The organism is Chitinophaga alhagiae (genome assembly GCF_003568665.1).
Taxonomy (GTDB): Bacteria; Bacteroidota; Bacteroidia; order Chitinophagales; family Chitinophagaceae; genus Chitinophaga; species Chitinophaga alhagiae.
Genome location: NZ_QXMH01000004.1, coordinates 268,207 through 293,324 on the forward strand (window position 1 = coordinate 268,207; position 25,118 = coordinate 293,324).

General features: G+C 54.2%; 16 protein-coding genes. 6 read left to right on the forward strand and 10 right to left on the reverse strand.

The window, feature by feature from the left end; genetic code table 11:
* Nucleotides 1-175 precede the first annotated feature (175 nt).
* Nucleotides 176-457, reverse strand: coding sequence for an RNA-binding regulator (gene rbp / locus D3A97_RS20340; RefSeq protein ID WP_119080386.1), 282 nt, complete (start codon nt 455-457; stop codon nt 176-178).
* A gap of 29 nt (nt 458-486) precedes the next feature.
* Complete coding sequence (locus D3A97_RS20345) at nt 487-1,227, reverse strand: acyl-CoA desaturase (protein ID WP_119080387.1); 741 nt, start codon at nt 1,225-1,227, stop codon at nt 487-489.
* 265 nt (nt 1,228-1,492) lie between these two features.
* Between D3A97_RS20345 and D3A97_RS20350 the strand changes: the two genes are divergently transcribed.
* Nucleotides 1,493-1,906, forward strand: coding sequence for a response regulator (locus D3A97_RS20350; protein WP_119080388.1), 414 nt, complete (start codon nt 1,493-1,495; stop codon nt 1,904-1,906).
* Nucleotides 1,907-1,979: 73 nt separating this feature from the next.
* Nucleotides 1,980-3,266 (forward strand): DEAD/DEAH box helicase, encoded by a 1,287-nt coding sequence (locus D3A97_RS20355; protein WP_198674097.1) that lies wholly within the window; start codon nt 1,980-1,982, stop codon nt 3,264-3,266.
* A gap of 99 nt (nt 3,267-3,365) precedes the next feature.
* Here the strand turns inward: D3A97_RS20355 and D3A97_RS20360 are convergent, their stop codons facing one another.
* From D3A97_RS20360 to D3A97_RS20395, 8 genes are read right to left on the reverse strand one after another with little or no spacing between them, the layout of a single operon-like run.
* Entirely contained in the window at nt 3,366-4,973 is a 1,608-nt protein-coding gene (locus D3A97_RS20360; RefSeq protein WP_198674098.1) for an IPT/TIG domain-containing protein, read from the reverse strand.
* Nucleotides 4,974-4,978: 5 nt separating this feature from the next.
* Nucleotides 4,979-5,680: a fasciclin domain-containing protein gene (locus D3A97_RS20365; RefSeq protein ID WP_157986657.1), complete on the reverse strand. Its 702-nt coding sequence runs from the start codon at nt 5,678-5,680 to the stop codon at nt 4,979-4,981.
* A gap of 17 nt (nt 5,681-5,697) precedes the next feature.
* On the reverse strand, nt 5,698-7,194 hold the full coding sequence (locus tag D3A97_RS20370; protein ID WP_119080391.1) for a RagB/SusD family nutrient uptake outer membrane protein: 1,497 nt from the start codon (nt 7,192-7,194) through the stop codon (nt 5,698-5,700).
* A gap of 20 nt (nt 7,195-7,214) precedes the next feature.
* The gene (locus D3A97_RS20375; RefSeq protein ID WP_157986658.1) at nt 7,215-10,451 is read right to left on the reverse strand and encodes a SusC/RagA family TonB-linked outer membrane protein; all 3,237 of its coding nucleotides are present in this window, start codon (nt 10,449-10,451) and stop codon (nt 7,215-7,217) included.
* Between the two features lie 25 nt (nt 10,452-10,476).
* Entirely contained in the window at nt 10,477-11,520 is a 1,044-nt protein-coding gene (locus D3A97_RS20380; RefSeq protein ID WP_119080393.1) for a DUF5007 domain-containing protein, read from the reverse strand.
* 9 nt (nt 11,521-11,529) lie between these two features.
* A complete protein-coding gene (locus D3A97_RS20385) occupies nt 11,530-13,155 on the reverse strand; it encodes a carbohydrate-binding protein (RefSeq protein WP_198674099.1) in 1,626 nt (541 codons plus the stop codon).
* Nucleotides 13,156-13,165: 10 nt separating this feature from the next.
* A complete protein-coding gene (locus tag D3A97_RS20390; protein WP_119080395.1) occupies nt 13,166-14,665 on the reverse strand; it encodes a RagB/SusD family nutrient uptake outer membrane protein in 1,500 nt (499 codons plus the stop codon).
* Nucleotides 14,666-14,679: 14 nt separating this feature from the next.
* Nucleotides 14,680-17,664, reverse strand: a complete 2,985-nt coding sequence (locus tag D3A97_RS20395) for a SusC/RagA family TonB-linked outer membrane protein (RefSeq protein ID WP_119080396.1) — start codon at nt 17,662-17,664, stop codon at nt 14,680-14,682.
* Between the two features lie 963 nt (nt 17,665-18,627).
* On the opposite strand from D3A97_RS20395, the gene D3A97_RS20400 reads away from it, so the two are divergent.
* The 4 genes from D3A97_RS20400 to D3A97_RS20415 all read left to right on the forward strand — a co-directional run bounded on the left by D3A97_RS20400 (nt 18,628) and on the right by D3A97_RS20415 (nt 25,118).
* A complete protein-coding gene (locus D3A97_RS20400) occupies nt 18,628-18,969 on the forward strand; it encodes a YciI family protein (RefSeq protein WP_157986659.1) in 342 nt (113 codons plus the stop codon).
* A gap of 10 nt (nt 18,970-18,979) precedes the next feature.
* A complete protein-coding gene (locus D3A97_RS20405; RefSeq protein ID WP_198674100.1) occupies nt 18,980-20,167 on the forward strand; it encodes an RNA polymerase sigma factor in 1,188 nt (395 codons plus the stop codon).
* A gap of 87 nt (nt 20,168-20,254) precedes the next feature.
* Nucleotides 20,255-20,569: a DUF6660 family protein gene (locus D3A97_RS20410; RefSeq protein ID WP_119080399.1), complete on the forward strand. Its 315-nt coding sequence runs from the start codon at nt 20,255-20,257 to the stop codon at nt 20,567-20,569.
* A gap of 97 nt (nt 20,570-20,666) precedes the next feature.
* Nucleotides 20,667-25,118 carry a CusA/CzcA family heavy metal efflux RND transporter gene (locus D3A97_RS20415; protein ID WP_119080400.1) on the forward strand — a complete coding sequence of 1,484 codons (4,452 nt, stop codon included), beginning with the start codon at nt 20,667-20,669 and terminating at the stop codon, nt 25,116-25,118.

The window sequence follows — 25,118 nt, forward strand, 5'->3', positions numbered from 1 at the left end:
ACACCTGTTTATAGCAAATTCGCTTTCTGTAAGCGGATTTTAGCAACCTGCGGTATGGCCGCGGTTTGCCGTGCAATGGCTCCTTTAGCGGCAGGCATATCAGTGACAGGCGGATATAAACAAAAAAGCTGCACAGCGCAAAAAAAGCACTGTGCAGCAGTTATGAAACGAACGGTTAGTAACGGGAATTTCTGTTACCCCCGAACGAGCGGTCCTCGCGCTCCTTGGCTACCGCCACACTCAGCGCTTTACCATCAATTACTTTGCCGTTCAGCTGGTCAATGGCGGCGCGGCCTTCCTCATCGCCGGGCATTTCAACAAAGGCGAACCCGCGGGAAGCACCGGTATACCGGTCAAGAATTACCTTGCAGGAGCTGATAGCGCCGAAAGAAGCAAAAAGGTCCTGTACGTCCTGGTCCTTCATATAATTTGCGAGATTGGATACGTAGATGTTCATTTTATATAGTTTAAATATGAGAAAACAATTTAGTGTGCCGGAACAACCACGGGCAGCCTGACTATCCGCATCCAGCTCAGCACTTTGATGGCGTAATAAACAGGATCTATTTCATACTTCCTGATACCGAAATTGGGAGAAGAAGGATGCTTATGGTGGTTATTGTGGTAAGACTCGCCTAACATCAACACGTCAGTGCGCAATAAGTTCGAGGAAGTATTTTTCATCCGGAAATTGGTATAACCGTACTTATGGGCAAACCAGTTGATGATAGCGCCGTGTACCGCACCCATAGCCACTACTACCGGTAACAGTATCCACAGGTACCAGGCTGAGGCAAAGAACACAAAAAGCAGCGAATAGCCGGCCACCCAAAGCAGGCGGCTGGCGGCAGAACTGGCAAAGCGGTCAAACCCCTTCCAGTCCGGCAGGTTTTTCGTGAACTTGTCTTCCACTTTCATCCTGTTATGGAATATATTGCGGTAGAAGCGGCTGGTGCGCCACATCATGGCAAATACATTCTTCGAGAACGAAGGAGAATGCGGGTCAAGCTCGGTATCTGTATATGCGTGGTGCATACGATGCATAATAGCGTAGGCGCGCGGGCTCATGTAAGAAGAGCCCTGCGTGATGTAGGCTATAATGTAAAAGAACCTTTCCCAGAAGCGGTTCATCTGGAAAGCGCCGTGAGAAGCATATCTGTGTTGAAGGAAAGTTTGGGAAAACAGAGAAAGGTACCAGATGGCAATAAAAAAAATAATGATCAACATGAAAAAAAAGTTAAATAAAGAAAATCAGCGCGTAATAATTCGACAAAGGGGAAACCAGATCGTAGAACCGGAAGTTATGCAGAAGGCATCAACTGAGGGTAGAATAAAGTAGTATCAACTTCTTATTACTTCAGCAAGATAATCTTTTCCTTGTTAAGAAAATCATAAATCCCCGGAAGTAGCCCATGGCCGTTGGGCAGTTCCGGGAAAATCGTTACTTTAGATGTCCCGGATTTTCCTAAAACTGTAAACACTCATATCTGTTATGAAACCTAGAGTTGTACTCATTATTGATGATGATAACGATGACAGGGATTTTCTGAAAGAAGCCATCTCTGAGTATGACCCGAGTACTATTTTCCAGGAATGCAAGAACGGTGTGGAAGCCGTTGGTTTACTCAGCAATATTACACGGGAGGAGGTGCCTGATTTCATCTTCCTTGACCTGAACATGCCGTTGATGAATGGCCGGCAGTGCCTGCGCCATATCCGGAAAATGGACCAGTTGGCAGATACGCCGGTGATCATTTACACCACGTCCCTGCAGCCGGACCCGACCATTGCGCCAGGGGGCGCCGGTTCCGTGCATTTTCTGACCAAACCCAGCCGCCTGGCGGAGCTGCGTACTTCTGTCAGGAACATCCTGGACCACAACTGGCAGAAAATAGTGCAATTATAACCCCGAACGGACATTCTGGCGGAAATCCTTTATCTTTACATATTACCTATATTATTAAAAAAGTATATTTACCTTGTATTTTGACGAATTTGACTTCGACGATGATCTGCTGGACGGTATAGAGGCAATGGGGTACACTACGGCCACCCCGGTACAGGAACAGGTGATCCCCATTATTTTGTCCGGTAAGGACCTGATAGCATCTGCACAAACAGGCACCGGCAAAACAGCCGCCTTTCTGCTGCCCACCATGCAGAACCTGCTGACCCATACGCACGATGCCCACCAGATCAATTCCATGATAATAGTGCCCACCCGCGAACTGGCGGTGCAAATTGCCCAATCCCTGGAAGGGATGAGCTATTTCACCAACATCAGCTCCATTGCGGTTTATGGCGGTGGAGACGGCGCTTCCTTTGCAGCGGAGAAAAAGGCTCTCTCTTCCGGGGCGGATATTGTGATATGCACGCCCGGCCGCATGATAGCCCACCTGAACATGGGCTACGTAAAGCTGCAGGGGCTGAAATACCTCATCCTGGACGAGGCGGACCGCATGCTGGACATGGGCTTTCACGATGATATCGAAAAGATCATCTCCTACCTGCCCAAAGACCGGCAGACGCTGCTGTTTTCCGCCACCATGCCCGACAAGATGCGGAAACTGGCCCTGAAGATCCTGAAAGATCCGGAGCAGGTGAACATTGCCATTTCCAAACCGCCGGAAAAGATCAAACAGGAAGCGTTTGTGGTGCATGAAGAGCAAAAGGTACCCCTGGTGAAGCACATCCTCAGCAGCCGGAAAAAAGAAAGTGTGATCGTTTTCTGCTCCCGCAAACAGAGCGTAAAGCAATTGACCCACGTACTCAAACGCGCCAAGTTTTCCGTGGAGGAGATCCATTCAGACCTGGAGCAGGACAAACGCGAGCAGGCGCTGCTTGACTTCCGCAATCATAAGCTGAACGTACTGGTGGCTACAGACATCCTGAGCCGCGGCATAGATATTGAAGATATAGACCTGGTGATCAATTTTGACGTGCCTAACGACGGGGAAGACTATGTACACCGCATTGGCCGTACGGCCCGCGCTACCTCTGACGGCACGGCTTATACTTTCATCAGCCCGCGTGAACAGCAACGATTTGCCCGCATTGAGCAACTGCTGGGCCATGAAGTGACCAAGGCCTCCGTACCGCAGGAACTGGGCCCCGTGCCCGAGTACCAGCCCAAAGGCCGCAAAGGCGGCGGAGGAGGAGGCCACCACCGTGGTGGCGGCGGCAACAGCGGAGGGAAAAGACATAACGGCGGCGGTAAAAGAAGAAATTACCGGCCGGCAAATAATAAGGGCGCCGCCAAAAAGTAGGATGAAATATTATCTCCATCCAGGTAAATTATAAAAACGGAGGGTGTATCAAATGTGATACACCCTCTTTTTATCCGGCAGCCTTAGGCTTTATGCATATTACTGGTAGGTGAACCGGACTATCCTGTTGGCCTGCCGGTAGTCGAACTGCGAGAAGGTGCCCACCATCAGCATGGCCTGCTGCCCCGGCATTGGCAGCATTTGCCATACCTGCCCCAGGCCGGCGTTGCCGCTGAAGGTAATACCACCGTTGGTATTGTACGTTTTGTGCACCGCGCCGTCTGGCGTGAGCACCACAAAGTTGCTGCGGGTAACGCCTGCAAACTTCCGGAAGGTGCCCGCCGCAATGATGTTGCCGCCGGGTATCAGCCCCAGCTTGCTCACATACCCCTCTGCCCCGGTACCCACATTGAATGAGGGGTCTAGCGAGCCATCCGGGTTGAGCCGTACTATACCGCCCGCATTCACGCCGTTGAACTTTGTGAAATTACCCGAGCAGATAATTTTGCCGTCTGGCTGCAGCACAAAATCGCTGAGTGCCTGGTCTGGCCCGGAACCGGGGTTGAAACCCTGGTCTAGCGAACCATCTGTATTGAGCCGGGCAATGCGGGAAACGCTCTGCCCGTCATACGTGGTGAAGCTGCCGGCTATCAGCAGCTTGTCGTCCGGCAAAAGCGCGGCGCGGTAAATAGTGCCGTTCACCGTCAGTTTGCCCTGGTGGCCGGCCAGGTCATAATGATAGGAAGAATCCAGCGTACCGTCCGGATGGAGGCGGGCAATGTGGAACACCATGGTAGAGTCCAGGTGCAGCGAATCAACGCCCAGCTCTATAGTAGACAGGTTGTAGTTGGGCCTCACATAATACCGGAAGTTACCGATGGCAATGATCTTTTTATCCTGCTGCACAAACAGTTCGTTAATGGCGCCCCGGAAACCTCCTTCCAGCGCGGAGGCTGGCGTGGCCGCCCCGGAGGGGCGGTTTACGGAACGTTCGTCTACTCCCCCGTCTATATTCACCCGCGCAATGCTGTACACGTGGCTCACCTGGTCAAAGGAATTGAAGGAGCCGCCCACCAGGTACTGCTTTTCCTCCGGCAGGTACACTACAGGGTAAACGGGGCCAGAGGGGCCGGTACCGGTGCCGTACTGGAAAGTATTGTCAAGCGTGCCATCCGCATTGATGCGGGCCAGCCGGTTTACGCCGCCGGCAATAGTGGAGTTGTCATAATTCGTAAACTCCCCGCCGATCAGGTATTTGTTGTCCGGCAAGGGAATGGCGCTGTAAATACCACCATTGCCGCCTCTTACGCTGGGGAACAAGGTATCCATCTGGAACGGGCCGAATATGGGGAAGTACGGGCCAAAATAGAACTCCTGCCCTATCTGCGCGGATACGGCGCCGCTGCTGCCCAGCTCCGGTACCGTTACGGTGATGGTAGAGTCCGTTACCTTCACAATGGGCGCGGAAGTGCCGTTGAACAGTATGTTCAGCTTGTCTTTTACGGCCAGGAAGCCTTTGCCTTTCAGTGTCACTTCATCGTTTACATATCCTTTGGCCGGCGTAATGGCATCACCTTCCGCAAAATTGATGGCAGGCAGTACGGGGTCCCCATAAGGGCCCTTGCCGCTGCTGTTTACCGTTTCCTTGGAGCAGGCCGCCACCATGGCGCCCAACAGCAGGCATGCATATATTGATCTCTTCATCATGTGCATTATTCTTTAGACTTTAAATAATCTGCCGCAATACGGGTAAATTCTCCGCGGCGGAAACCGAAATAATGGGATATGCTCAGGGCATGTACCACACCGTTCTTTGGCTGTATGTCTGAAGACACTACCCTTACCCTGGGGTTGTTCCTGAAATTGGTGGGATCGTACGTGATGTCCGTTACCGTCAGGATGCGCGGGCCTACGGCCTCCACCCCATTGTAGGACGTGTAATCCAGGCCAATGTTGAGGATGTACCCGTCCAGCATAATGTAGTTGATACCCGGAAAGGCGCTGATGTTTTCGGGGCTCACCCGCGGAAAGCTGCCTGCCACCCGTTTGCCCTGCATAATGTACATGCCCAGGAACTGGCGCCATACTTCCGGCCCGATGTCGGCTATATCAACAGAATCTTTCATGGTGGCGTAGCGCTGCGCGTTCAGGTCGTTCATGGCCACGCGGATCACGTCATCTGTTGGCGAAAAGAACGTAACGGTATCTGACGTCATCATGTCTTTCAACCCGGCCAGGTCTATGATCTGTTTGATAGTGTCAAAATACAGGGTCTTCTCCGTGAGGTAATCGTATATAGTACCGTTGTAGTACGGGTTGGCCAGGCCGCCGTCTACATAATAATCCTTTTTGCAGGCCTGCGTGAACAGTACCAGGCAAATGAGCGCCAGCGGCCATTGAAATATCTTTTTCATACAATGCGTTTTAATACTTACTGTACCCAATAAGCGGTTTGAACAAGGAGAGGATTGGTGCGGATAGCGTCCACGGGGATGGGCCATGTCCATGCGCGGCGGTCAAACTGGTCTTGCGTGAGATAGTTCTCGCATTCGTTCATGTCCATTACCCGGCCTGTTCTGACCAGGTCTGTCCACCGCTGCCCTTCTCCCATCAGTTCCTTTGTTCTTTCCATGAAGATGGCGTCTTTCAGCTCGTCTCCACCGCTGCCGGTATATTCTTCCGCCGAGGCGCGGCGCCTGATCTCGTTGAGCAGGCCAATGGCCTCCACGTCTTTCCCGCCCAGTTCCGCCAGCGCTTCCGCCTGCAGCAGCAATACGCCGCCATAACGGAAGAACATGATATTGAAGTCAAAACTGCGTACCCCGGGATCTGAGGGAATGTATTTCAGGAACATGGAAGATTGCGGGTTCAGCTGGGAATACGGATCATCGAACCAGAGGGTGAAACGCGCATCGGATTTACCCGGCGGGTATAGGCGGTCAATAAAATCCTTCTTGATGGTGATCTCGCTGGCCAGGCCGCCAAACAGCGTGGTGCTGGTAGCCAGCACAGGCTGATGCAATACCCATTGCGCCATGAAACCGCCCCAGGCATTGCCGTAGTTGGCATCCATGCTAAGCTCCCAGATACCTTCTTCAGAGCGCCCTTTGAACAGCTCTTTGTAGATCTCCTGCGCGTAAGGCATGAGGCGGTACTGCCGCAGGTCTGTTATGGCCTGGCAAGTGTTCAGGCACTTTTGCCACCATTCTTTGGCGCGCGGTTTATCAAAACCGGCCTTCCAGGCGTACATATGCGCCATCAGCGCCAGCGCGGCACCTTTAGTGGCGCGCACCGCGCGAAAGGTAGGGTCGCTGTAGCCTTCCGGCAGGTCTTTTATGGCCAGCTCCAGGTCAAGCAGGCAGGTATCCAGCACGTTCAGCATATTGGAGCGCGGCTTCAACTGTGTATCATAAGGATCAAACTGCAAGGGCACATCTCCATAGTAATTGACCAGCAAGTAATAATTGAAACTGCGGATAAAACGCGCTTCGCCTATGTACCTGGCCTTCTGTTCAGCGCTCATGGCAGGATCACTGATCTCCGGTATTTTGGCGATGCAAAGGTTGGCCATGGCAATGGATTTGTAAAAATCGCCCCAGCTGCTGCGCAGGGCCGCCAGGTTATCCTGCAGGCCCAGGTCCGCGCTTTGCAGTTGGTTGGTGGAAAGGGCAATGAAATTCCGTTTGGCCCAGAAGTTCCAGTTACCAGGCCTGAAGTCTCCGCCTGCATAAATGGCGGTACTGGCCATCCGCGCGCGTAGCAGGCTGTAGGCGGCGGTTACGCTCATTTCCGCGTCTTCCGCGTTCTTCCAGAAATCAGCCCCGGTAAACCTGTCGCTCGGCTCCACTTCCAGGAACTTTTTGCAGCCAGACAAGGCGGTGCCCGCCAGTACGGTACACGCCAATAATATGTTAAACCACTGTTTCATTTCAATGTTTGTCTTTTAGTTTAAAATTCTGCAGAAAAGCCCACGGTGAAGCTCCTTGATGCAGGATACCCGTTGATGTCGTCCCTTCCCAGCTGGCTTACCATTTCAGGGTTGGGGCCAGAGTATTTAGACAATACCGCCACGTTGAACACGGTGGTGTACATGCGTAACGTGCGTATCCTGGCCCTTTTCATGAAACCGAAGTTGCGGAAGTTGTAGTTCAGCGTAACCTGGTTGATCTTGAAGTAGGAGCCGTCTTCCATGAACATGGTCTGGTCCAACCGGAAAGGCTGTATCTGTCCGTTGCGGTAAACGTAGTACACGTTGGGGTACTGCGCGCCCAGGTCTCCTCCCTGTTTCCAGTAGTTCACCAGGTCCAGGTCATAGATGTTCACCGTACCGCCAATACCCCCATCGTATTTAATATTGTAAGGCTGTGTAAGGCGCAGCAGGCGGGAGGCCATGGCGTTGTTCAGGATGTCTCTCTTGATGGTGAAGGAGCAGAAGACGTTCAGCGCAAAATTCTTGTAGCTGAAAGTATTGGAAAGCCCCCCTACAGCGCGCGGTTCGGGGTTACCAACAATCATGTTGTCCTCATCATCGTCCAGCATGTAATCTCCGTTCACATCTACCCAAACGGGGTCCCCGGCCATAAAGTACTGGGCCGTGTTGCCTTTGCCGTTCCGGTAACGCACGCCGCGCACAGGGTCTACCGGCACTTCACTGTCAGACTGGTAAATACCTTCCGTTTTAAAGAGGAAATTGGCAATCGGGTTGCGGCCTACCTTGCGGGCAAGGTCTTGATAATAAGGCGCCCCGTCGTCGTACCGGAAAGACTCCAGGCCGCCGGGCAATGCCGTCAGCGTATTGCGCCAAACAGAGCCGTTGGCGGTCAGCGTCCACTGGAAGCCATCGGGCTTGGTGGAAGCAATGGGCCGTACGGTGATGGCCAGTTCATGACCATAGTTCACAATGGCGCCGCCGTTCTTCTCTATGCTGGTATAACCGGTTACATCTGTGAGCGGCATGGTCATCACCATGTTATAGGTGCGTTTGTAGTAGGTATCGTACGTGAACGTGAACCGGCCTTTGAAGAAGCTCATATCCAGCCCCACATCAAACTGGCGGGACTTTTCAGACTCCAGGTACGGGTTGGGCATCAGCTTGAACTCGGGGCCGATGGCCGTCTGGTTGTTATAGTCCGCATGTATCTGGTAAATGCCCAGTGCGTTCACCTGGTTAGCCACGGGACGGCTGTTGATGCCGAAGCTGCCGCGCAATGAACCGTAATCAAGGAAGTTCAGGTTTTCCATGAAGCGTTCCTTGCCAAAGTTCCAGCGCACGCCCATGGCGGGGTTGATGGAATAGCGGCTGGAGAGCCCGGAGCTGGAGTTACCGTCTGAACGGTAAGAGAGGTCCAGCACGTACTTCGTTTTATAGTTGTAAGAAACAAACCCGGCGTATGACAGCGCGTGATATACGCGGCTCACCGGCGTGCCGTTGGTGTTCTTGTTGGAAGCATCATTCCAGGGGTTGCCGGGGTAAAAGCGGGGTGAGTATCCGCGCGGCCCCCAGTAGAAATCACTGGGCCCGTTGCGCATTTCACGGATATGCTGCTCATTTTCCATGATGTTGGCCTCTGTAAAGAAGCTGACCAGCACGTTGTGGCCCTTCTCCGTGTTCTCCCGGTTGCTGTTGAAGTTATACGCCAGGCCGTTACGGGTGTTCAGCTCTCCCCGGCGGCCTACAAAACCGTACAACAGTGTTTGGTTATTATTGGAGAAACCGCGATTAAAACGGTCACGGGTATCCGTGTAATAATCGTACGAGGTGGTGGTGGTGAGGCGTAGCCCGCGGAACAGCTCGTAATCTACGTTGAGGTAGCTGCGGATGTTGACGGTATTGTTATCGTCCACATTCTCCAGGTAAGCCCTCAGCTCCGGAAATTCCAGGAAGTGGGAAGGCCCTGGCAGCAGGGAAGACGAGAAGGCGTTGCCTGCGCCGTTACCGGTGATGCCGCCGCCATTGCCGCGCTGCTTTTGCCCGTAGGCGCCAAACAGCTGGCCGCTTACGCGCAACCGCGTATTGGGCTGCATGTTCAGCTGCATATTGAGGCTGTATTTGTTGAAGCCGGTATTTTTGATCACACCCTGGTTCATCTGGTAAGCGAGGTTGGCCTTGTAGTTCATTTTGGCGTTACCGCCGCTGATCTGCAGGTTATTGTTGGTATTCAGCGTGGTTTGGTAGAAAAGGCCCTGCCAGTCTGTGCTGTTATTGTAGAAGCCATTGAGGCTGTCTGAAATGAACTGGGCTTCGTCCAGCTCCCGACGGCCCTCCCGTTCGCTCTGGCTATACCCCAGAATGGCGGCAATGCGGTATTCCCTTTCCTTGTTGCCGCCCCACACCGCGCGCAGCTGCGGCGGCACGTTCACGAACAAGCTGTTGTTGGTGCTGATGATGGGCACGGCGGAGTTACCGCGGCGGGTGGTGATCACAATTACGCCGTTGGCGCCGCGCGAGCCGTAGAGGGAAGCGGCCTGGGCATCCTTGAAGATCTCGATAGACTCAATGTCTTCCGGCGGCAGCAGGGCCAGCGGGCCGGTAGCGGCGCCGGGCTGCAGCATGGACTGGTCTATACCGCCATCATAATCTACCGGTACGTTATCGATCACCAACAGCGGGTTGGAACTGGCCAGGAAGGCCTGGTCCCCGCTGCCCGATATGTTGAGCTGAGAAATACCGCGGATGGAGATGGTACCGCCAAAGCCGGGCGCACCGGTATTGTTCTGGATGTTCATGCCGGCCACCTTGCCCTGCAGCAGTTGCTCCAGGTTGGCCACGGGCACGTTTTGCAACTCCTTGCCGCTGATATGGCTGGAGGCGCCCGTCATGGTTTCCTTGGTACGCGGCTGGTACCCCACGATCACTGTTTCCTTCAGCCCTCTTTCAGAAGTAGCCAGCTGTACATTGATCTCCTGCTTGCTGACCCTTACGGTTTTATCTTCATAACCGATAAAGCGGAACAGCAAGAGCTTTCCCGATTCAATGGCAATGGAATAGTTACCCGCCGCATCCGTTACGGCAATACCTTTTTTTGCCGCCACATCCACAATACTTACACCGGGAATACCTGTATGCGAGGCGGCATCCGTTACCTTTCCCTTTACCAGTACCTTTTGCTGGGCATACGCCGTGCTGCAGGCAAAAAGCATCAGGGCAATACAGAGCTTCATGGCTCCAGGGTATAATTTATGCATAGTTTGCTGATTTAAAAGTTGCGCGTTAATCATCACTGAATTTTGGGTTGATCATGTAACGGAACACCACCGTCCATTCACCCGGCTCATGAATGCTGAACTTCAGGCCTATTCTGCCAACCACCCGGTAGCCGTAAGACACCCTGCTGTAAGAGAAGATGTACTCCGCCAGCTCATCTCCTGCAAAGGCTTCCGCCAGTACTGGAAAGGGATTGGTAATGTCATAGGTGACAGACATGCTGTCTGCAGGGATGTTCCTGTTGAAACCGAACCTGACGTTGCGGCCGGCCATTTTGCTGTAGTAGTACAGGCTGTCCCAGCGCTGGATGTTGAAGGTGGAGATGGGAATGCCCACACTGTCTTTATCTACGAACTTGAACGTGAGCGTATTGGCGGCGGCGCCGGTTTTCACGAAGTAGATCTGCACATTTTCCGCCTTGATCTCCCTGCCCTGCGGGTCTCTGTGGTTGGAGATGGTGCTGGGGCGGATGATGCCGCCGGCGTTGTCTGCCTTGCGGATGCCGGTAACATCGTCATATTCGTAAGGCTCATAAGGCCGGGGGCGGCGCAGGTCCAGCATCAGGCCGGGGAACAGGCGCTCCCCCGCCTTGTTATTCACCTTTACGTCAAAGAAATATTTGCCGTAGGGCAGTTTGGTGGAATCTACCGGCCATACTACCAGCTGGCCGTTCTGGCTGTTCAGGTCAAGGATGGGGCGGCGCACCGTGATGCGTTTGGCCTCAATTTCCGCAACAGAGGTTTCCGTGCCGGTGTAGTAGTCTTTCCACTGGCGGGTGTCTACCGCTTCCAGCAGTATGGGCGCCGGGGTTTTATTGTCTATCCGGGGAGACTGCAGCTCAAATTGCAGCGGCTGGGTGGAATAGTCTGCGTTGAAGATGTCCGCAAACACGTTCATACGCCCCAGGTTGGCCACAAAGGTCTCTTTCTTGAAGTTCATGTCTTTGCTCATGTAATCCTTTTCCACCGGCAGCGTGTCTTTGTAACAGCCCGCCAGCAGGCCAAGTGAGCACCAGGCCATGAGTTGTATTGTAATGCTGTTCTTTTTCATAAGTTGAAATTATTTCGCTACAAAAATCACTTTGGAAATGTTAAAGCCCGAAGCGCCTACTACCACTTTCAACAAGTGCTCCCCGGCGGTGAGCGTTACGTCTTTTTTCACCAGGTCTGTATAGGTGCCGTAGGCCCCGGTTTTGGGCACGTTGAGCACACCGCTCACATTGGTACCGTCAATATCTGCGTGTACCTTGCCGGAGGTATTGGGAGAAGCCACCCGGAAAATGATGTCGTACTTGCCGGTTTGCTGGATGTTCACAGTATAAGACATCCATTCCCCGGCCGCGGTATAACCAACATTAAAACCGCCTTCTTTTGCATTCTGCTCCACGTCCGGGCCTTCAAATGCGCGCATCATCTGTTTGGCGTTGCCGCGGTTCTGCACGTCCGCATCTTTGTAGCCAATGCCTTCGCCGCCCCAGTCAAACTCCGCTATGGGAATGGTACCGGGTATTTGCAGCGGGGCGCCGTTAAAGGGTTTCCTGAATTTGGGCACAAAACCGAACCGGGCCATGTTGAAGCCGGCGGCGTCTACATGGTACGTCACTACGTGCTCGCCTTCCGTGAGGTAAGTTTCTGTTCCCTCTACGGTTACCCAGTTCTGGTAGCCGGTGCCTTTTTTCAGGTAGATGAGGCCGGTCACGTCCTGGTCATCCACTTCCAGGTGGGTGATGCAGTTGGCGTTGGGCGTGGCTACGCGGGCGTAGGTGCTGTACAGGCCGGAATATTCCACTTTCACCGTATACTTCAGCCATTCTCCGGGATAGGTATAGCCTATATTGTAGGGGCCTTCCGTACATACGTCCGTATCCACTCCTTCTTCAAACCGGAACTTGCCGTTGCCCCTGTTAGCGGGCTCAAAGTCGTGGTAAGCCACCCCTTCACCACCACGGTCATAGTAGGCAATATCCACACTGCCGGGGCCGGGTATCAGGAAGGGGATGCCGAAGTAGGGCGAGCGCTGGGCGGGGTAAGCCATGCCGAGGAAAGACGAGAACCCGAAAATGTGTTTGGACTCCAGCATATGCACAATGCCGTTGGTAGTCTGGATGTTGGCAGATTCCGTAATGGCAGACACCCAGAATTTGATGAGGCGGGAGTTGTTCTTGTCACTGAACTGGATCACCATGGAGCCGCCGTTGCTGATACCGGAGGCGGTGGTGGTCATAGCCTTGGCGCTCATTTCGTAGCCGTATGGCGTTACAAGGGTAACCCCGTCCCCATAACGCAGGGAATCCAGGTTGTACTGACCATCTACCAGGTAGCGGCTCAGCAATGTGTCCCATACGCCGGTGCTCACGCTGTCTACCGTCCAGTTGGGGTCTTCCCCGCGCTTTTTGCGGATGAAGTTGAGGTTGTCCATAGCGGAGGCAATGCTGAAATCTTGCGGCGCAAAAAAAGTATTGTTGCCGGTTTTCAGTTTTTCCGCTATGCCGGTTTTTTCAAGCAGGTAAAGCAGCGTATCATAGAGGCCGCTCTGGTTGGCCTGTTTAAGAAATTCGTAACTGCTCATCTTCACTTCGCCCACGGGCTCCATGTTACGGTATTCGTTATTTTTCCGGCAACCGGCGGCCAGGGCCAGCAGGGCGGCCGCGGCCAGTATATGTTTGAAGGAGAATAGTCTTTTCATGTTGAAGGGATTATTTCCAGTATGAATATTGTGTAAGCTGGGGATTGAGGCTGAGCGAGTTCTTGGACAGCGGCCAGTAGACGGCGCCGTTCTGCACATCGGCTTCCGTAAGCCGGCTGAAAGCAGGCACCTTGCCGAAGCTCACCAGGTCGTACCAGCGCCACCCTTCACCGATCAGCTCCCGGCGGCGTTCTTCCAGTATGAGGTCCAGCAGTTCCTCTTCTGTTACATCTTCCGGCACGGCGTCTATATACCGCCTGTTACGCAGTGTATTCAGTTCCGTGCGGGCGGCGGCATAGTTTTTAAGGCGTGCGTTGCATTCGGCGCGCAGCAGCGTCATTTCTTCATATCGGAAGATCACTATGGCGGCGTTGAAGAAGCGCAACGTGGGGTTGCGTACGGCGCCGTCCAGCATGCGCAGCTTGTAGAACATAGGCTGTACACTGGTCATGTCTTTGAAGAAGATGGAAGCGCGCACGTCTGACGGGTTGCTGTAAATGTTCAGGATACTGTCTTTGGTCACATAGATCTCGGCTTCGGCCTTTGGCACGTCCGGGTAGCGGAGCGTCCAGTATTCCAGCTGGCCGGTGGTGGATATTTCCGCGTGGTCTATGTTGAAGTCCAGCTGGAAAATGTTCCAGTTGGTACGGCCGCGGAAAGTGGAGCCGGAGGTACCGCTGGGCGCCACTATCATGTCGTTGTTGGTAACGTAGTCATATGCCGTGCGTGCCTTGTTGTCTGTAATGGTATTGATGTATTTGAGCGCGGTGGCATAGTCTTTCTTCCAGGCGGCAATGTGCGCTATGAGGTTGTAGCACGCGCCGCGGGTGGCCAGAATGCTGCGCCAGTGGGAAATACCCTGCCCGCGGTAATTGCCCTGCTGCTCCGGGTTGGAACCGTCAAACTGCCAGGGCAGGTCTTTGGAGGCGGCAAGGGCTTCTTCCTGGGCAAAGTCCAGCACCTTCTGCCAGCCTTCGCGGGTATTGGCCGTAAAGTCTCCTTTAAACGGCTCGGTGATCAGCGGCACGTCTCCCCAGATACGCACAATGTAGAAATAGGTGAAAGCGCGTACAAAACGTACCTGCGCCGCGTCCAGCTTCATTTCGGAGCGGGCGTAGCGGTTGTCCAGCTCGGGAATGCCGGGCAGTTTGGCAAGGGCCAGGTTACATTGCGCAATTACGGCGTAGAACCGGCGCCAGTCACGCCAGGTATCCATGGCCGGGTAGTTGGAGGTGAGCTGGCTGGAGCGGAGCGCCTGCAGGTCTCCACGTTTGGTAACGGTAAAATCGCCGCCGCGCATATCGCCATACGCCCAGTGTGCGTTCTCATTGGCCAGCGCCGCGCGTAGCAGGCCATAGGCGGCAAAGCTGCCGGCCCAGGCATCGTTCTTGGTCTTCCACATGTTCTCTTCCGTTACAGCCCGGGTAGAGTCTATGTCCAGCATCTTTTTACAGGAAAGCCATCCGGTAGCCAGCAGGCACATCAGGCTTCCCATCCATATATATCGCATAAGGTCAGTTTTAGTTATTTGAACTGTAAGTTGAAACCGAGGGTATAACTCTTAGGCGCGGGCCAGTTGTAAACGCCCTGGTCGTACCCGAAGTAGTCAAAGGCTTCAGGGTCCCCGCCGGAGTAGTTGGTGATGGTGAAAAGGTTATTACCGGTCACGAATACACGCAATTGCCGTACGCCCTTCTTTTCCATCCAGGCGCCCGCAAAGTTATACGTCAGCGAAAGGGAACGCAGTTTCACGTAAGAGGCCTTTTCAAGGAAAAGGGTCTGCTCTGCCTGGTAAGCCCTTACGGGGCTCCAGGGGTTGTAGCGGTACATGCCGTTCAGGTCTCCCTCGGGTTTGGTCCAGTAGGCAAACTCTTTTACGCCTTCAATAGCGTCTACCCCTTCGTGGTTCACAAAGTCAAACCGGTCTGCCAGCGCCTTGTTCAGCAGCTTTCCGCCAAAGGCATACCGGAAGAGCATGTTCAGTTCAAAATTGCGGTAGCGCAGGTTGTTGGCCCAGCCGCCCTGCACCGCGGGATTGTGGGTGCCGGTAACGACACGGTCCGCATCGTCTATGTTATTATCCCCGCTCACGTCCCGCCATTTGGGATCGCCGCCTTTCATGGGCAGGCCCTGGTAGGTCATGCCCGGAGGCACATCGGCATCTGTGGCATAAATACCGTCGTTGATAAGCAGCCAGTACTTGTCTACCGGTTTGCCTACCAGGAAACGCCGGTTGCCCATGCGCACGTCCGTTCTGCCGCCCGGCAGCTTCAACAGTTTGGTTTTGTTGGCGGATGCGTTCAATGCGGTAGACCAGCCAAAGTTTTTGCCGTTCACTATCACGGCGTTTACGCCCAGCTCGCCGCCATAGTTGGCAATGTCCATCCCGTTCATCAATACGCCGGTATAACCGCTTTCCGTCATGGCCGGTACTTTGAGGAGCAGGTTCTTGTCCTGCCGGGTATACACGTCTACAGAAAAGTTCAGGCGGCCGTTGAGCACTCCTACGTCAAGCCCGCCGTTCAGCTGGTCTGTATATGCCCAGGCAATACCGGGAGAAATATAACCCAGCTCATACGCCGCGTTCAGCACGGGAAAGGCGTTATAGGTGGCCATGTTGGGCGTGCCTTCCCAGCCTGCTTCCACGTTGTACACGGGGCCGCCTTTGTAATAGTCGTCGTGGAACACCTTGCCTATGCGGCCCGCACTGGCCCGCAGGCGGAGGTTGCTGAAGAGGCGGCTGTCTTTCATAAAGTCTTCCCCGGATATTTTCCAGGAAGCGGACGCCGTGGGGAACAGTTGCCAGCGCTCGGCCTCGCTGACGTTGGAAGACCCGTCTTGCCGGAGGTAGAGGTTGAAGAAATATTTATCCTGCAAAGCGTAGTCAATGTCTGCGTAGAAAGACGCGAGGTTGGCCTTCACCCTGTCTTTATAATTGGCGGTGAGGCGCAGGTTGTGGGAGGCGCCGGTCTTGTTGTCGTCATTACCCGGCTGGTAGATCTGTATATAATCGCTCTTGCCCTTGAACGCGCGGCCGTAGTTGTACTTCCACATATCCCACTGGTTGTACTGGCCGAGGGTAACGGAAAGGCGCTGGCCTTTCTTTTGCAGCGGCGTTATTTCCAAAGAGTTGTCGAATACAAGGCGGCGGTGCAGGCCATCGTAGTTGGATACAAAGTTGTTGCCGTCGTTCACGGTGGAGGGAATGAACAGGTCCCGGTAGTTTTGCCCGTGATCAATCCCGAACCGGGAGTTGAGCTTTACATACCTGCCAAAAGAATATTGCAGGGTGTTCAGCACGCGTACGTTGGCGTTCCTGTTTTTGTCAACACCTTTTTCCAGGTAGCTGAAATACTGTTCTACCTGCTCTTTGCTGGAGGATGGCGGTTTGTCAAGACTGAGGATGTAATCTTCATCCCCCATCCTGTCACGCAGCAGTTGCGGCCTGTCACGGTTGATCACCGCCGCGCTGATAAAGGTGCTCCACATCAGGTTTTTTACCGGCATTACATTGATGCCGAAGTTGACGTTGTACCGGCGCATGGCCGTTTTTTCCGCCACGCCCTGTTCAGCGGCCTGCCCAACGCTGAAGCGGAAGTTGGCCAGCCGGTTGCCGCCGCTTACGGCAGCCTGCAGGCCGGTAACCCAACCATTGCGGTAGTAGGCCTCATCCCAGTCCGCATTACCATAATAGGTGGAGTTGGTGGAGTCTGCAAGGTAGGCGGGAAAACTCCTGAACTGTTCCTTGCTGGCGTAACGGTCATAGAACTGCAGCCTGAAATCCCGTTCCCAGCGGCCATTGATCACATCTACCGAAGGTTTGACGGAAATACCGGCAAAGCCGTTCACTTCCACTTTAAGTTCTCCGCTGCGGGGCCCCCAGGTGGTGATGTTGATCACGCCATTAGCGGCCAGGGGCCCGAATTTTGCGGCGGCGCCGGCGTCTTTCAGCACTTCAATGTTTTGAATGTCGTTCACATTGAGGAAGGCCAGTGGGTCTATCTCTGTGCCCATGCGGTTAAAATCGAACCGCTGCACATCAAAGGCAAAAGCATGCTCGGTGATGAGGGGCATGCCATCTACCACGTACACGGGCTGTGCGCCAAAAAGGTCACCGTTTTTAAGCAGCAGGCCGGAAGCGCCGCGTACAAAGGCGCTGCTGCGCTTGCCAGGCTCTGCGCCGGGGATGCGAACATCCACGCCGTTGACCCTCCCGAGCAATAGCTGGTTTACGCTGGTGTAAGGGAGTTTCCTTACTTCATCTAAAGGCAGCCTGCTAACGGCGCCGGTTGTACGTAGAAGGAGCTCGCTGTTGGGAAGGTACCCTACCGTGTCCCTGGCAAGCATGGGCACGTTTTTCAGGCGTTCCGCAGCTTCCGCGCTGCCCGCCGTTCCTGTAGAGTCTGCTTTCTTGTACAGCTTTTGCTGCGCCATGGCGCCCGCTCCCAGCATGAAGAGCCCCAGCAATAACGCGGCGCGCTTCCCTGAATTTGGGTAGAAATATATCATAAGACGGATTTATTGAAAAACAAAGAACTCCCCTACCCGCCGCTATGGTAAAGGCATAGCCGGGACACTTCAACACAAGGGACTCCCTGCCCGCTACTATGACAACGCATAGCCGGGTGGGCCCAAAACAGGAAATCCCCTGCCCGGCGCCATACAAGGCATAGCCGGGCCACTAAAAAAATAAAAGACTCCCCTGCCCGCTATGCAAAGTGCATAACAGGGCCGTGCCGCAGGCTGGTAAGCATACAGATTGCCGCGGCACGCATAGCGCGTTACCGTCTGGAAAAAGTGATACGAAGAAGTTAACTTTTCACCTGCACAGGGATCCTACATGGAAGTTAATTTCGCTTTAGTTAGGTACCGACAGCTTGGATGGTGCGGGGCACTAATTTAAACTGACGCACTGCAAATTTTGATCATATTGTTTCTACGTGCAATTTTAACGTGGTGAACAAAAAGTATAGTTAGGCTCTATTTAGATTCGTTATTCTGTGCTCGCATACCTCGGGTTGTGAGGTATATCTGGTTTGAAAGATACATACCATATTCTTTTGAGTCAATAGATCACCATATTTTTCGTATAAATTATACGGCCAACCTGCAAAATATCACAATCTACCGTTAATAAAATACCAAAATGCGCCTGTTGATGATTTAAAATTATTTAAAAAGATTACAAATCCTAATGTTTTCACAATTAAGTTTTTGTTAACATATTGCCCTCAGGCGTAAAAAATACCTTTCTTAACTGCTGTACCATGGCCAGTTTGAAGTCAGTTTACCATCTATGCTAATCGTTTAGCAAAGTGACTTTTGTCCTTTCAACTTTCACTAAACTATTATTAAATACAATCATATGAAATAAAAACGTCACTAACGTGGCGATAAAATATAGTTATAAATTTATGCGTGCGCATGTCCGGATTTGTGCTCTGCGCGGTACTATACTAAAAACACATGACCATGAACAAATACCTTTTGCTGCTCCGGGAAGACCTGGAAAAGATGCAACAGCTTTCTGAAGAAGAAATACAGCAATGTACCGCGGTAATGACCAAATGGTGTGAAGACCTGGCCGCGGAGGGCTTTTTTGTAGCCGGCGAGCCGCTGGATATAGAGACCCGGTATGTAAAACCCGGCCATATCGGTACAGACGGGCCGTTTGCGGAAGCCCGCGAAAGCATCAGCGGTTACATACTGGTACACGCGCGAGACCTGGAGCATGCCGCCGCCATTGCGGCACAATGCCCGCACGTATCCGTTTACAACGGCGCTGTGGAGGTAAGGCCCCTGATGGCACACTAACATGGAGCAGTTGCTGCAACATATCTACCGCGCGCATTTCGGTAAAATGGTGAGCGCCCTGCTGTACCACAGCGGCATTAGCCGTATGGCAGATGCAGAAGATATTGTACAGGAGGCCTTTGCGGCAGCTGCCGCCAGCTGGCCGCAACAGCTGCCTGAAAAACCGGAAGCCTGGCTCTATGCCACCATTCGCAACATTGCCAACAAACAGCTCAGCCGGCAAAAGCCCCTGCTTCCGCTAGACGATGCAGGCGGCCTGCCGGCGCCCGCTGCCATGCAGGAAGACGGAGACCTGCAACTGCTGCGTCTCCTCTTTGCCTGCATGCGGCCGGAGTTTTCTCCCAAACTGCAGCTGGTAATGGCGCTGCGTTATGTACACGGCCTGCAGGTGCAGCAGGTAGCCGCCCTGCTGGGCGCCGCGCCGGATACTGTTTCCAAAATGCTGTACCGCCGGCAACAGCTGCCCAAGGAAAGAGACATTGCGTTCAGCAGCGGCTTTGTATGGTGGAGCGAACAAAAAGTGCTGATGGCCCTCAAAGTGCTGTACCTCGTATTTACAGAAGGCTGGAAATATGCGGACGAACAGTTGTGCGAAGATGCGCTCAGCCTCACCAAAACCGTGATCAGGCAGGCCCGGGTAGGCGTAGCGGACGCCAGGGCCCTTTTTGCCCTGATGCTGCTTCAACTCTCCAGGCTGGATACACGCACCAGTGAAACCGGCGAGCTGCTGGAGCTGGAGCACCAGGACCGCAGCCGGTGGAACAAAGACATGATACTGGTGGCATCCCGCTACCTGCACGAAAGCGCCGAAGCGCGCCACAAACCCTTTCTGCTGGAGGCTACCATTGCCTGGCTGCACGCCGCCGCGCCTTCTTTTGCCGCCACGCCCTGGGCGCAGATAGCCGCCCTTTACCGCCAGTTGCAGCACATCAGCCCCTCTCCCTTTGTGCAGCTGAACCATGCCATAGCCCTCCATTTTGCCGGGCAGCCTGACAACGCGCTGGCCCTGCTGGCCCCGCTGGAAGAACATGATTTCATGCAACGGCATCACCTCTTCCACTGCAGCATGGCCCGGATATTCACAGACCGGCAGCAACCCCGCCGCGCCCTGGAATACTATGAAAAAGCGCTGCGCTGCAAACTCACGCCGCAGGAAGAGCATTTTATCCTGAAAAAGAAAAAACAGCTCTTGACCTGATGGTATAGCGCATGCGATCCTCTCTTTTTGCAACCATCTTGTAAAAATATTGCATGCATCCTGCCCTTATTTTAATATTTTTGCGGCATGAAAGCATGGAGCTTCCTTCTCAGTATCTGGATGCTGGCCTGCGCGGGGTTACCCTGTGCGGACCGGTGTACAGACGCCGACCATGAGCCGGCGCAGGAGGAAGTGCATGTACCCCTCAAGGAAACGCGGGACAGTGGGGACCTTTGTTCACCCTTCTGTGTCTGCTCCTGCTGCGCCGTTATTTCCGTGCTGCCCAAAAACGCGGCCTTTCTCAACAAACCTGTTATTCTCAACGCCCCTGTAAGCAGGTACCTCATTCCACCTGTACAGGAGGTAGCAGACTCTTTCTGGCAACCGCCCCGCTTCGCCTGATCTTCCCGTTTTATTGACAACATTTTATCATGCCGTGCGCACGAACGCCGGGTGTATGCCGTTATTGGCGCGCGCACGTGCACAAACAGGCTTTACAATGCTAGACAGGATAATCAGGTTCTCGATTCAAAATAAATTGATCATCGGGCTGCTCACCCTGACACTGGTCATCGCGGGCGTGTACTCACTTACACGCCTGCCGGTAGACGCCGTGCCAGACATCACCAACAACCAGGTGCAGGTGATCACCCAAAGCCCTTCACTGGCGCCACAGGAGGTGGAAAGGCTGATCACTTTCCCCGTGGAACAGACCATGGCCACCATTCCGCAACTGTCGGAGATCCGTTCCGCATCAAGGTTCGGCCTTTCCGTGGTTACTATTGTGTTTGACGATGATGTGGACATTTACTGGGCGCGGCAGCAGGTGAACGAAAAGCTGGGAGAGGCGCAAAGCCGCATTCCCGCCGGCATCGGCTCTCCTGAAATGACGCCCATCTCTACCGGGCTGGGGGAAATTTACCAGTACGTGGTACATCCCAAAGCGGGCTATGAAGAAAAATACCCGCCTTCGGAGCTGCGTTCGATACAAGACTGGATCATCCGCCAGCAATTGCTGGGTACGCCCGGCGTGGCGGAGGTGAACAGTTTTGGCGGTTTTCTCAAACAATATGAAATAGCCCTTGACCCGGACAAGCTCCGCAGCTTCAACCTGGGCATCAACGATGTATTTACCGCCCTGGAAAAGAACAACCAGAACACCGGCGGCGCGTATATCGATAAAAAACCCAACGCCTATTTCATCCGCACGGAAGGCCTTGTTACTTCCCTGGATGATATTGAAAAAATAGTAGTGTCTCACACCTCGCAGGGCCTGCCCGTGCTGGTGCGGGACCTGGCCATGGTACGCTACGGCGCCGCCGTGCGTTACGGAGCGCTCACCCATGCAGACGGCAAAAAGAGCGGAGAGGCCGTAGGCGGTATTGTGATGATGCTCAAAGGAGAGAACGCCAGCAAGGTGGTAAAAACCGTAGACGCCCGCATTGAGCAGATCAGGCAAACACTGCCCGAAGGCGTGGAGCTGGAAGTATACCTCAATCGCAGCCACCTCGTAGACCGCGCCATTGGCACGGTGAGCAAAAACCTCATTGAAGGCGCGCTCATTGTGATCTTTGTGCTGGTGCTATTCCTGGGCAACCTGCGGGCAGGGCTGATAGTGGCTTCTGTAATACCGCTGGCCATGCTGTTTGCCATCATCCTGATGCGGGTATTTGGCGTATCCGGCAACCTTATGAGCCTGGGGGCCATTGACTTCGGGCTGATTGTAGACGGCGCGGTGATCATTGTTGAAGCTACCATGCACCACCTGGGCCTCAGCAAACTTACGCGGCTGGACCAGCGGCAGATGGACGGGGAAGTATACACCTCCGCCAGCAAAATACGCAGCGCGGCCGCCTTCGGGGAAATCATCATCCTGATCGTATACCTCCCCATTCTTGCCCTCACCGGCATTGAAGGCCGCATGTTCAGGCCCATGGCCCAAACAGTGAGCTTTGCCATACTGGGCGCCTTCCTGCTCTCGCTGACCTACGTGCCTATGATGAGCGCGCTGTTCCTCAGCAAGAACGTTGTGCATAAAAGGAATTTTTCAGACAGGATGATGGATTTCTTCCAGCGGTGTTACCGGCCGGTGATCAACGGTGCGCTGCGGCATAAGCTGATGGTGACCATCACCGCCGTGGTGCTGTTCCTCATCAGCCTCGTTACCTTCCTTCAGCTGGGCGGCGAATTTATTCCCACCCTGGAAGAGGGAGACCTGGCCATTGAAATGCGGCTGGCCACCGGCAAGTCCCTTTCCGAATCCATAGACAAGATCAACCTGGCCTCACAGCTGCTGCTGAAGGAATACCCGGAAGTAAAAGAGGTGGTGGGCAAGATAGGCTCCGCCGAAATACCTACAGACCCCATGCCCATGGAGTCCGTAGACGTTATGATATTGCTGAAAGACAAGTCTGAATGGACATCCGCAGGCACGCAGGAAGAGCTGGTGAACAAGATGCAGGCCACGCTGGATGCTATTCCCGGTGTGCAGTTCGGCTTTTCCCAGCCCATCCAGCTGCGGTTTAACGAACTGATCTCCGGCGTGCGGCAGGATGTAGGCATCAAGATATTCGGCGAAAACCTGGAAACCCTCACCCGCCTGAGCAAGGAAGTAGGAAAGATAGTAGCCGCCGCAGACGGGGCCAAAGATCTGTATGAAGAAAAGATCACCGGCCTGCCGCAGATCATGGTGAGCATCAACCGGGACCTGCTGGCCCGCTACGGGATTGACGTGGCCACGGTGAACCAGGCCGTGAACACCGCTTTTGCCGGCCAGAGCGCCGGGCTGGTATATGAGGGCGAAAGGCGGTACGACCTGGTGGTGCGCTTCCAGCAGGTGAACCGGGAAAGCATAGAAGATGTCAGGAACATTTTCATTACCGCGCCCAACGGCAACCAGGTGCCGCTTAACCAGCTGGCAGACATTTCCTACAAGCTGGGGCCCAACCAGATACAGCGGGAAGCCGCCAAACGGCGTATTATTGTAGGCTTCAACGTACGCGGAAGGGATATTGCCTCCGTAGTAGAAGAAGTATCCGAAAAGATCAACAGCAGCGTAAAACTGCCGCCCGGCTACTTCATCACCTACGGCGGGCAGTTCGAGAACCTGCAGGAAGCGCAGCGGCGTTTATCCGTAGCCGTACCCATTGCGCTGGGTCTCATCTTCCTGCTGCTCTTCTTCACCTTCCACTCCGTGAAACAGTCCCTCCTGATATTTACCGCTATCCCCATGGCGGCCATCGGCGGGGTGATGGCCCTGGTGCTGCGCGGCATGCCGTTCAGCATTTCAGCCGGCGTAGGTTTTATTGCCCTGTTTGGCGTGGCGGTGCTCAACGGCATTGTGCTGATAGCGGAATTTAACCGGTTGAAAAAAAGCGGCCTTGCCAGCCTGCAGGAGATCGTGCTGGAAGGTACCCGCCTGCGGCTGCGGCCCGTGCTGATGACGGCATCCGTGGCCTCTCTTGGTTTTCTGCCCATGGCGCTGTCTGGCTCCGCGGGCGCGGAAGTGCAAAAGCCGCTGGCCACGGTGGTGATCGGCGGGCTGGTCACCTCCACCCTGCTCACGCTCATTGTACTGCCCATCCTGTACATCTATTTTGAAAAGATCCACAAAAAACCGAAGCATATGAACAAACTGCTTCTTTTGCCGCTGTTGCTGGCGGCGGGGCTTTCCGCAAAAGCGCAGGAAGGGAACGTAACGGCAGGCACCGCATTGCCATCAGACAAGCATGCGATGAAGGGAACCAGCCCACTGCCCGCCGCTTTGCCACAGCCAGTCTACACCCTGCAGGAGTGCATCCAGACCGCGCTCCGGCAGAACCGCAATATTGCCGCCGCCGAAGCAGACCTCAAAGGCAACCGGCAACTGCGGGGAGCAGCTACAGACATCGGCAAAACAGAAGTGATGCTGCAATACGGGCAATACAACAGCTACGAAAAAAATGACAACAACATTGCCATCACACAAAACATACCCTTTCCCACCCTGTTTGGGGCGCAAACCCGGCTGGCAGACGCCAACATCCGCAGCAGCGAGCTGAAGCTGGCGGCAGACAGGAACGAGCTGGTATACCAGGTACAGGCCGCATGGTACCAGCTGCAATACCTGCAAACATGGCATCAGCGTTTGCAGGAACAGGATTCCATTTACACGGAATTTGCCCGCGCCGCCGGGGTAAAACTGCGAACGGGGGAAAGCACCCTGCTGGAGAAAACCGCCGCTGAAAACCAGCTGCAGCAGCTAAAAACACAACAGCAACAGGTGAAGGCAGACGTACGCTTCTTCCGCACACGCCTGCAAACGCTGCTGCACGCGGAACAGCCCGTGTCTATCAACGCAGGGGCGCTGGCCGCCCTGCCCCTTCAACTGGCAGACAGCGTTGCCCTGCAAACCAACCCCGGCCTGGAATGGTTCAGGCAACAGGCAGTAGTGGCCGGGCAGCAGCAACAGGTAGAAAAACAGAAAATGCTGCCGGATATCACCCTCGGCTTTTTCACCCAAACGCTGATTGCCACGCCCAAAAATGCTTCCGGTACGCCCCTGGCCACTTCCGGAGACCGCTTTAACGGTTTCCAGGCGGGCCTGGCGCTGCCGCTGTGGTTCAAACCGCAGGCCTCCCGCATAAAAGCGGCGGCCATGCACAGGGAAGCGGCCGGCTTCCGGTACCAGCAGCAGCAGCAACATTATAAAGGGCTGTTTAATGAACAGATGGAAGAGGTCCTCAAATACAAGGAGTCCCTCCAGTACTACGACAATTCCCTGCTGCCGCAAACCGCCCTCATGACAGCACACGCCGGCAAGGCCTACCGCAGCGGTGAAATAGGTTACGTAGAATACCTGCAAAGCCTGCGCACCGCCATGGATGTACAGAACAACCATCTGCAAACCCTTAATAATTACAACCAGAGCGTTTTACTGCTGCAGTACCTGCTGGGCAATAAAACAGAATAA

What these genes read in the sequence shown, in the direction of transcription:
- rbp (WP_119080386.1), bottom strand. Translation starts at nt 457, where the DNA reads ATGAACATCTACGTATCCAATCTCGCAAATTATATGAAGGACCAGGAC.
- D3A97_RS20345 (WP_119080387.1), bottom strand. Translation starts at nt 1,227, where the DNA reads ATGTTGATCATTATTTTTTTTATTGCCATCTGGTACCTTTCTCTGTTT.
- D3A97_RS20350 (WP_119080388.1), top strand. Translation starts at nt 1,493, where the DNA reads ATGAAACCTAGAGTTGTACTCATTATTGATGATGATAACGATGACAGG.
- D3A97_RS20360 (WP_198674098.1), bottom strand. Translation starts at nt 4,973, where the DNA reads ATGATGAAGAGATCAATATATGCATGCCTGCTGTTGGGCGCCATGGTG.
- D3A97_RS20365 (WP_157986657.1), bottom strand. Translation starts at nt 5,680, where the DNA reads ATGAAAAAGATATTTCAATGGCCGCTGGCGCTCATTTGCCTGGTACTG.
- D3A97_RS20370 (WP_119080391.1), bottom strand. Translation starts at nt 7,194, where the DNA reads ATGAAACAGTGGTTTAACATATTATTGGCGTGTACCGTACTGGCGGGC.
- D3A97_RS20375 (WP_157986658.1), bottom strand. Translation starts at nt 10,451, where the DNA reads ATGCATAAATTATACCCTGGAGCCATGAAGCTCTGTATTGCCCTGATG.
- D3A97_RS20380 (WP_119080393.1), bottom strand. Translation starts at nt 11,520, where the DNA reads ATGAAAAAGAACAGCATTACAATACAACTCATGGCCTGGTGCTCACTT.
- D3A97_RS20385 (WP_198674099.1), bottom strand. Translation starts at nt 13,155, where the DNA reads ATGAAAAGACTATTCTCCTTCAAACATATACTGGCCGCGGCCGCCCTG.
- D3A97_RS20390 (WP_119080395.1), bottom strand. Translation starts at nt 14,665, where the DNA reads ATGCGATATATATGGATGGGAAGCCTGATGTGCCTGCTGGCTACCGGA.
- D3A97_RS20395 (WP_119080396.1), bottom strand. Translation starts at nt 17,664, where the DNA reads ATGATATATTTCTACCCAAATTCAGGGAAGCGCGCCGCGTTATTGCTG.
- D3A97_RS20400 (WP_157986659.1), top strand. Translation starts at nt 18,628, where the DNA reads ATGAACAAATACCTTTTGCTGCTCCGGGAAGACCTGGAAAAGATGCAA.
- D3A97_RS20410 (WP_119080399.1), top strand. Translation starts at nt 20,255, where the DNA reads ATGAAAGCATGGAGCTTCCTTCTCAGTATCTGGATGCTGGCCTGCGCG.
- D3A97_RS20415 (WP_119080400.1), top strand. Translation starts at nt 20,667, where the DNA reads ATGCTAGACAGGATAATCAGGTTCTCGATTCAAAATAAATTGATCATC.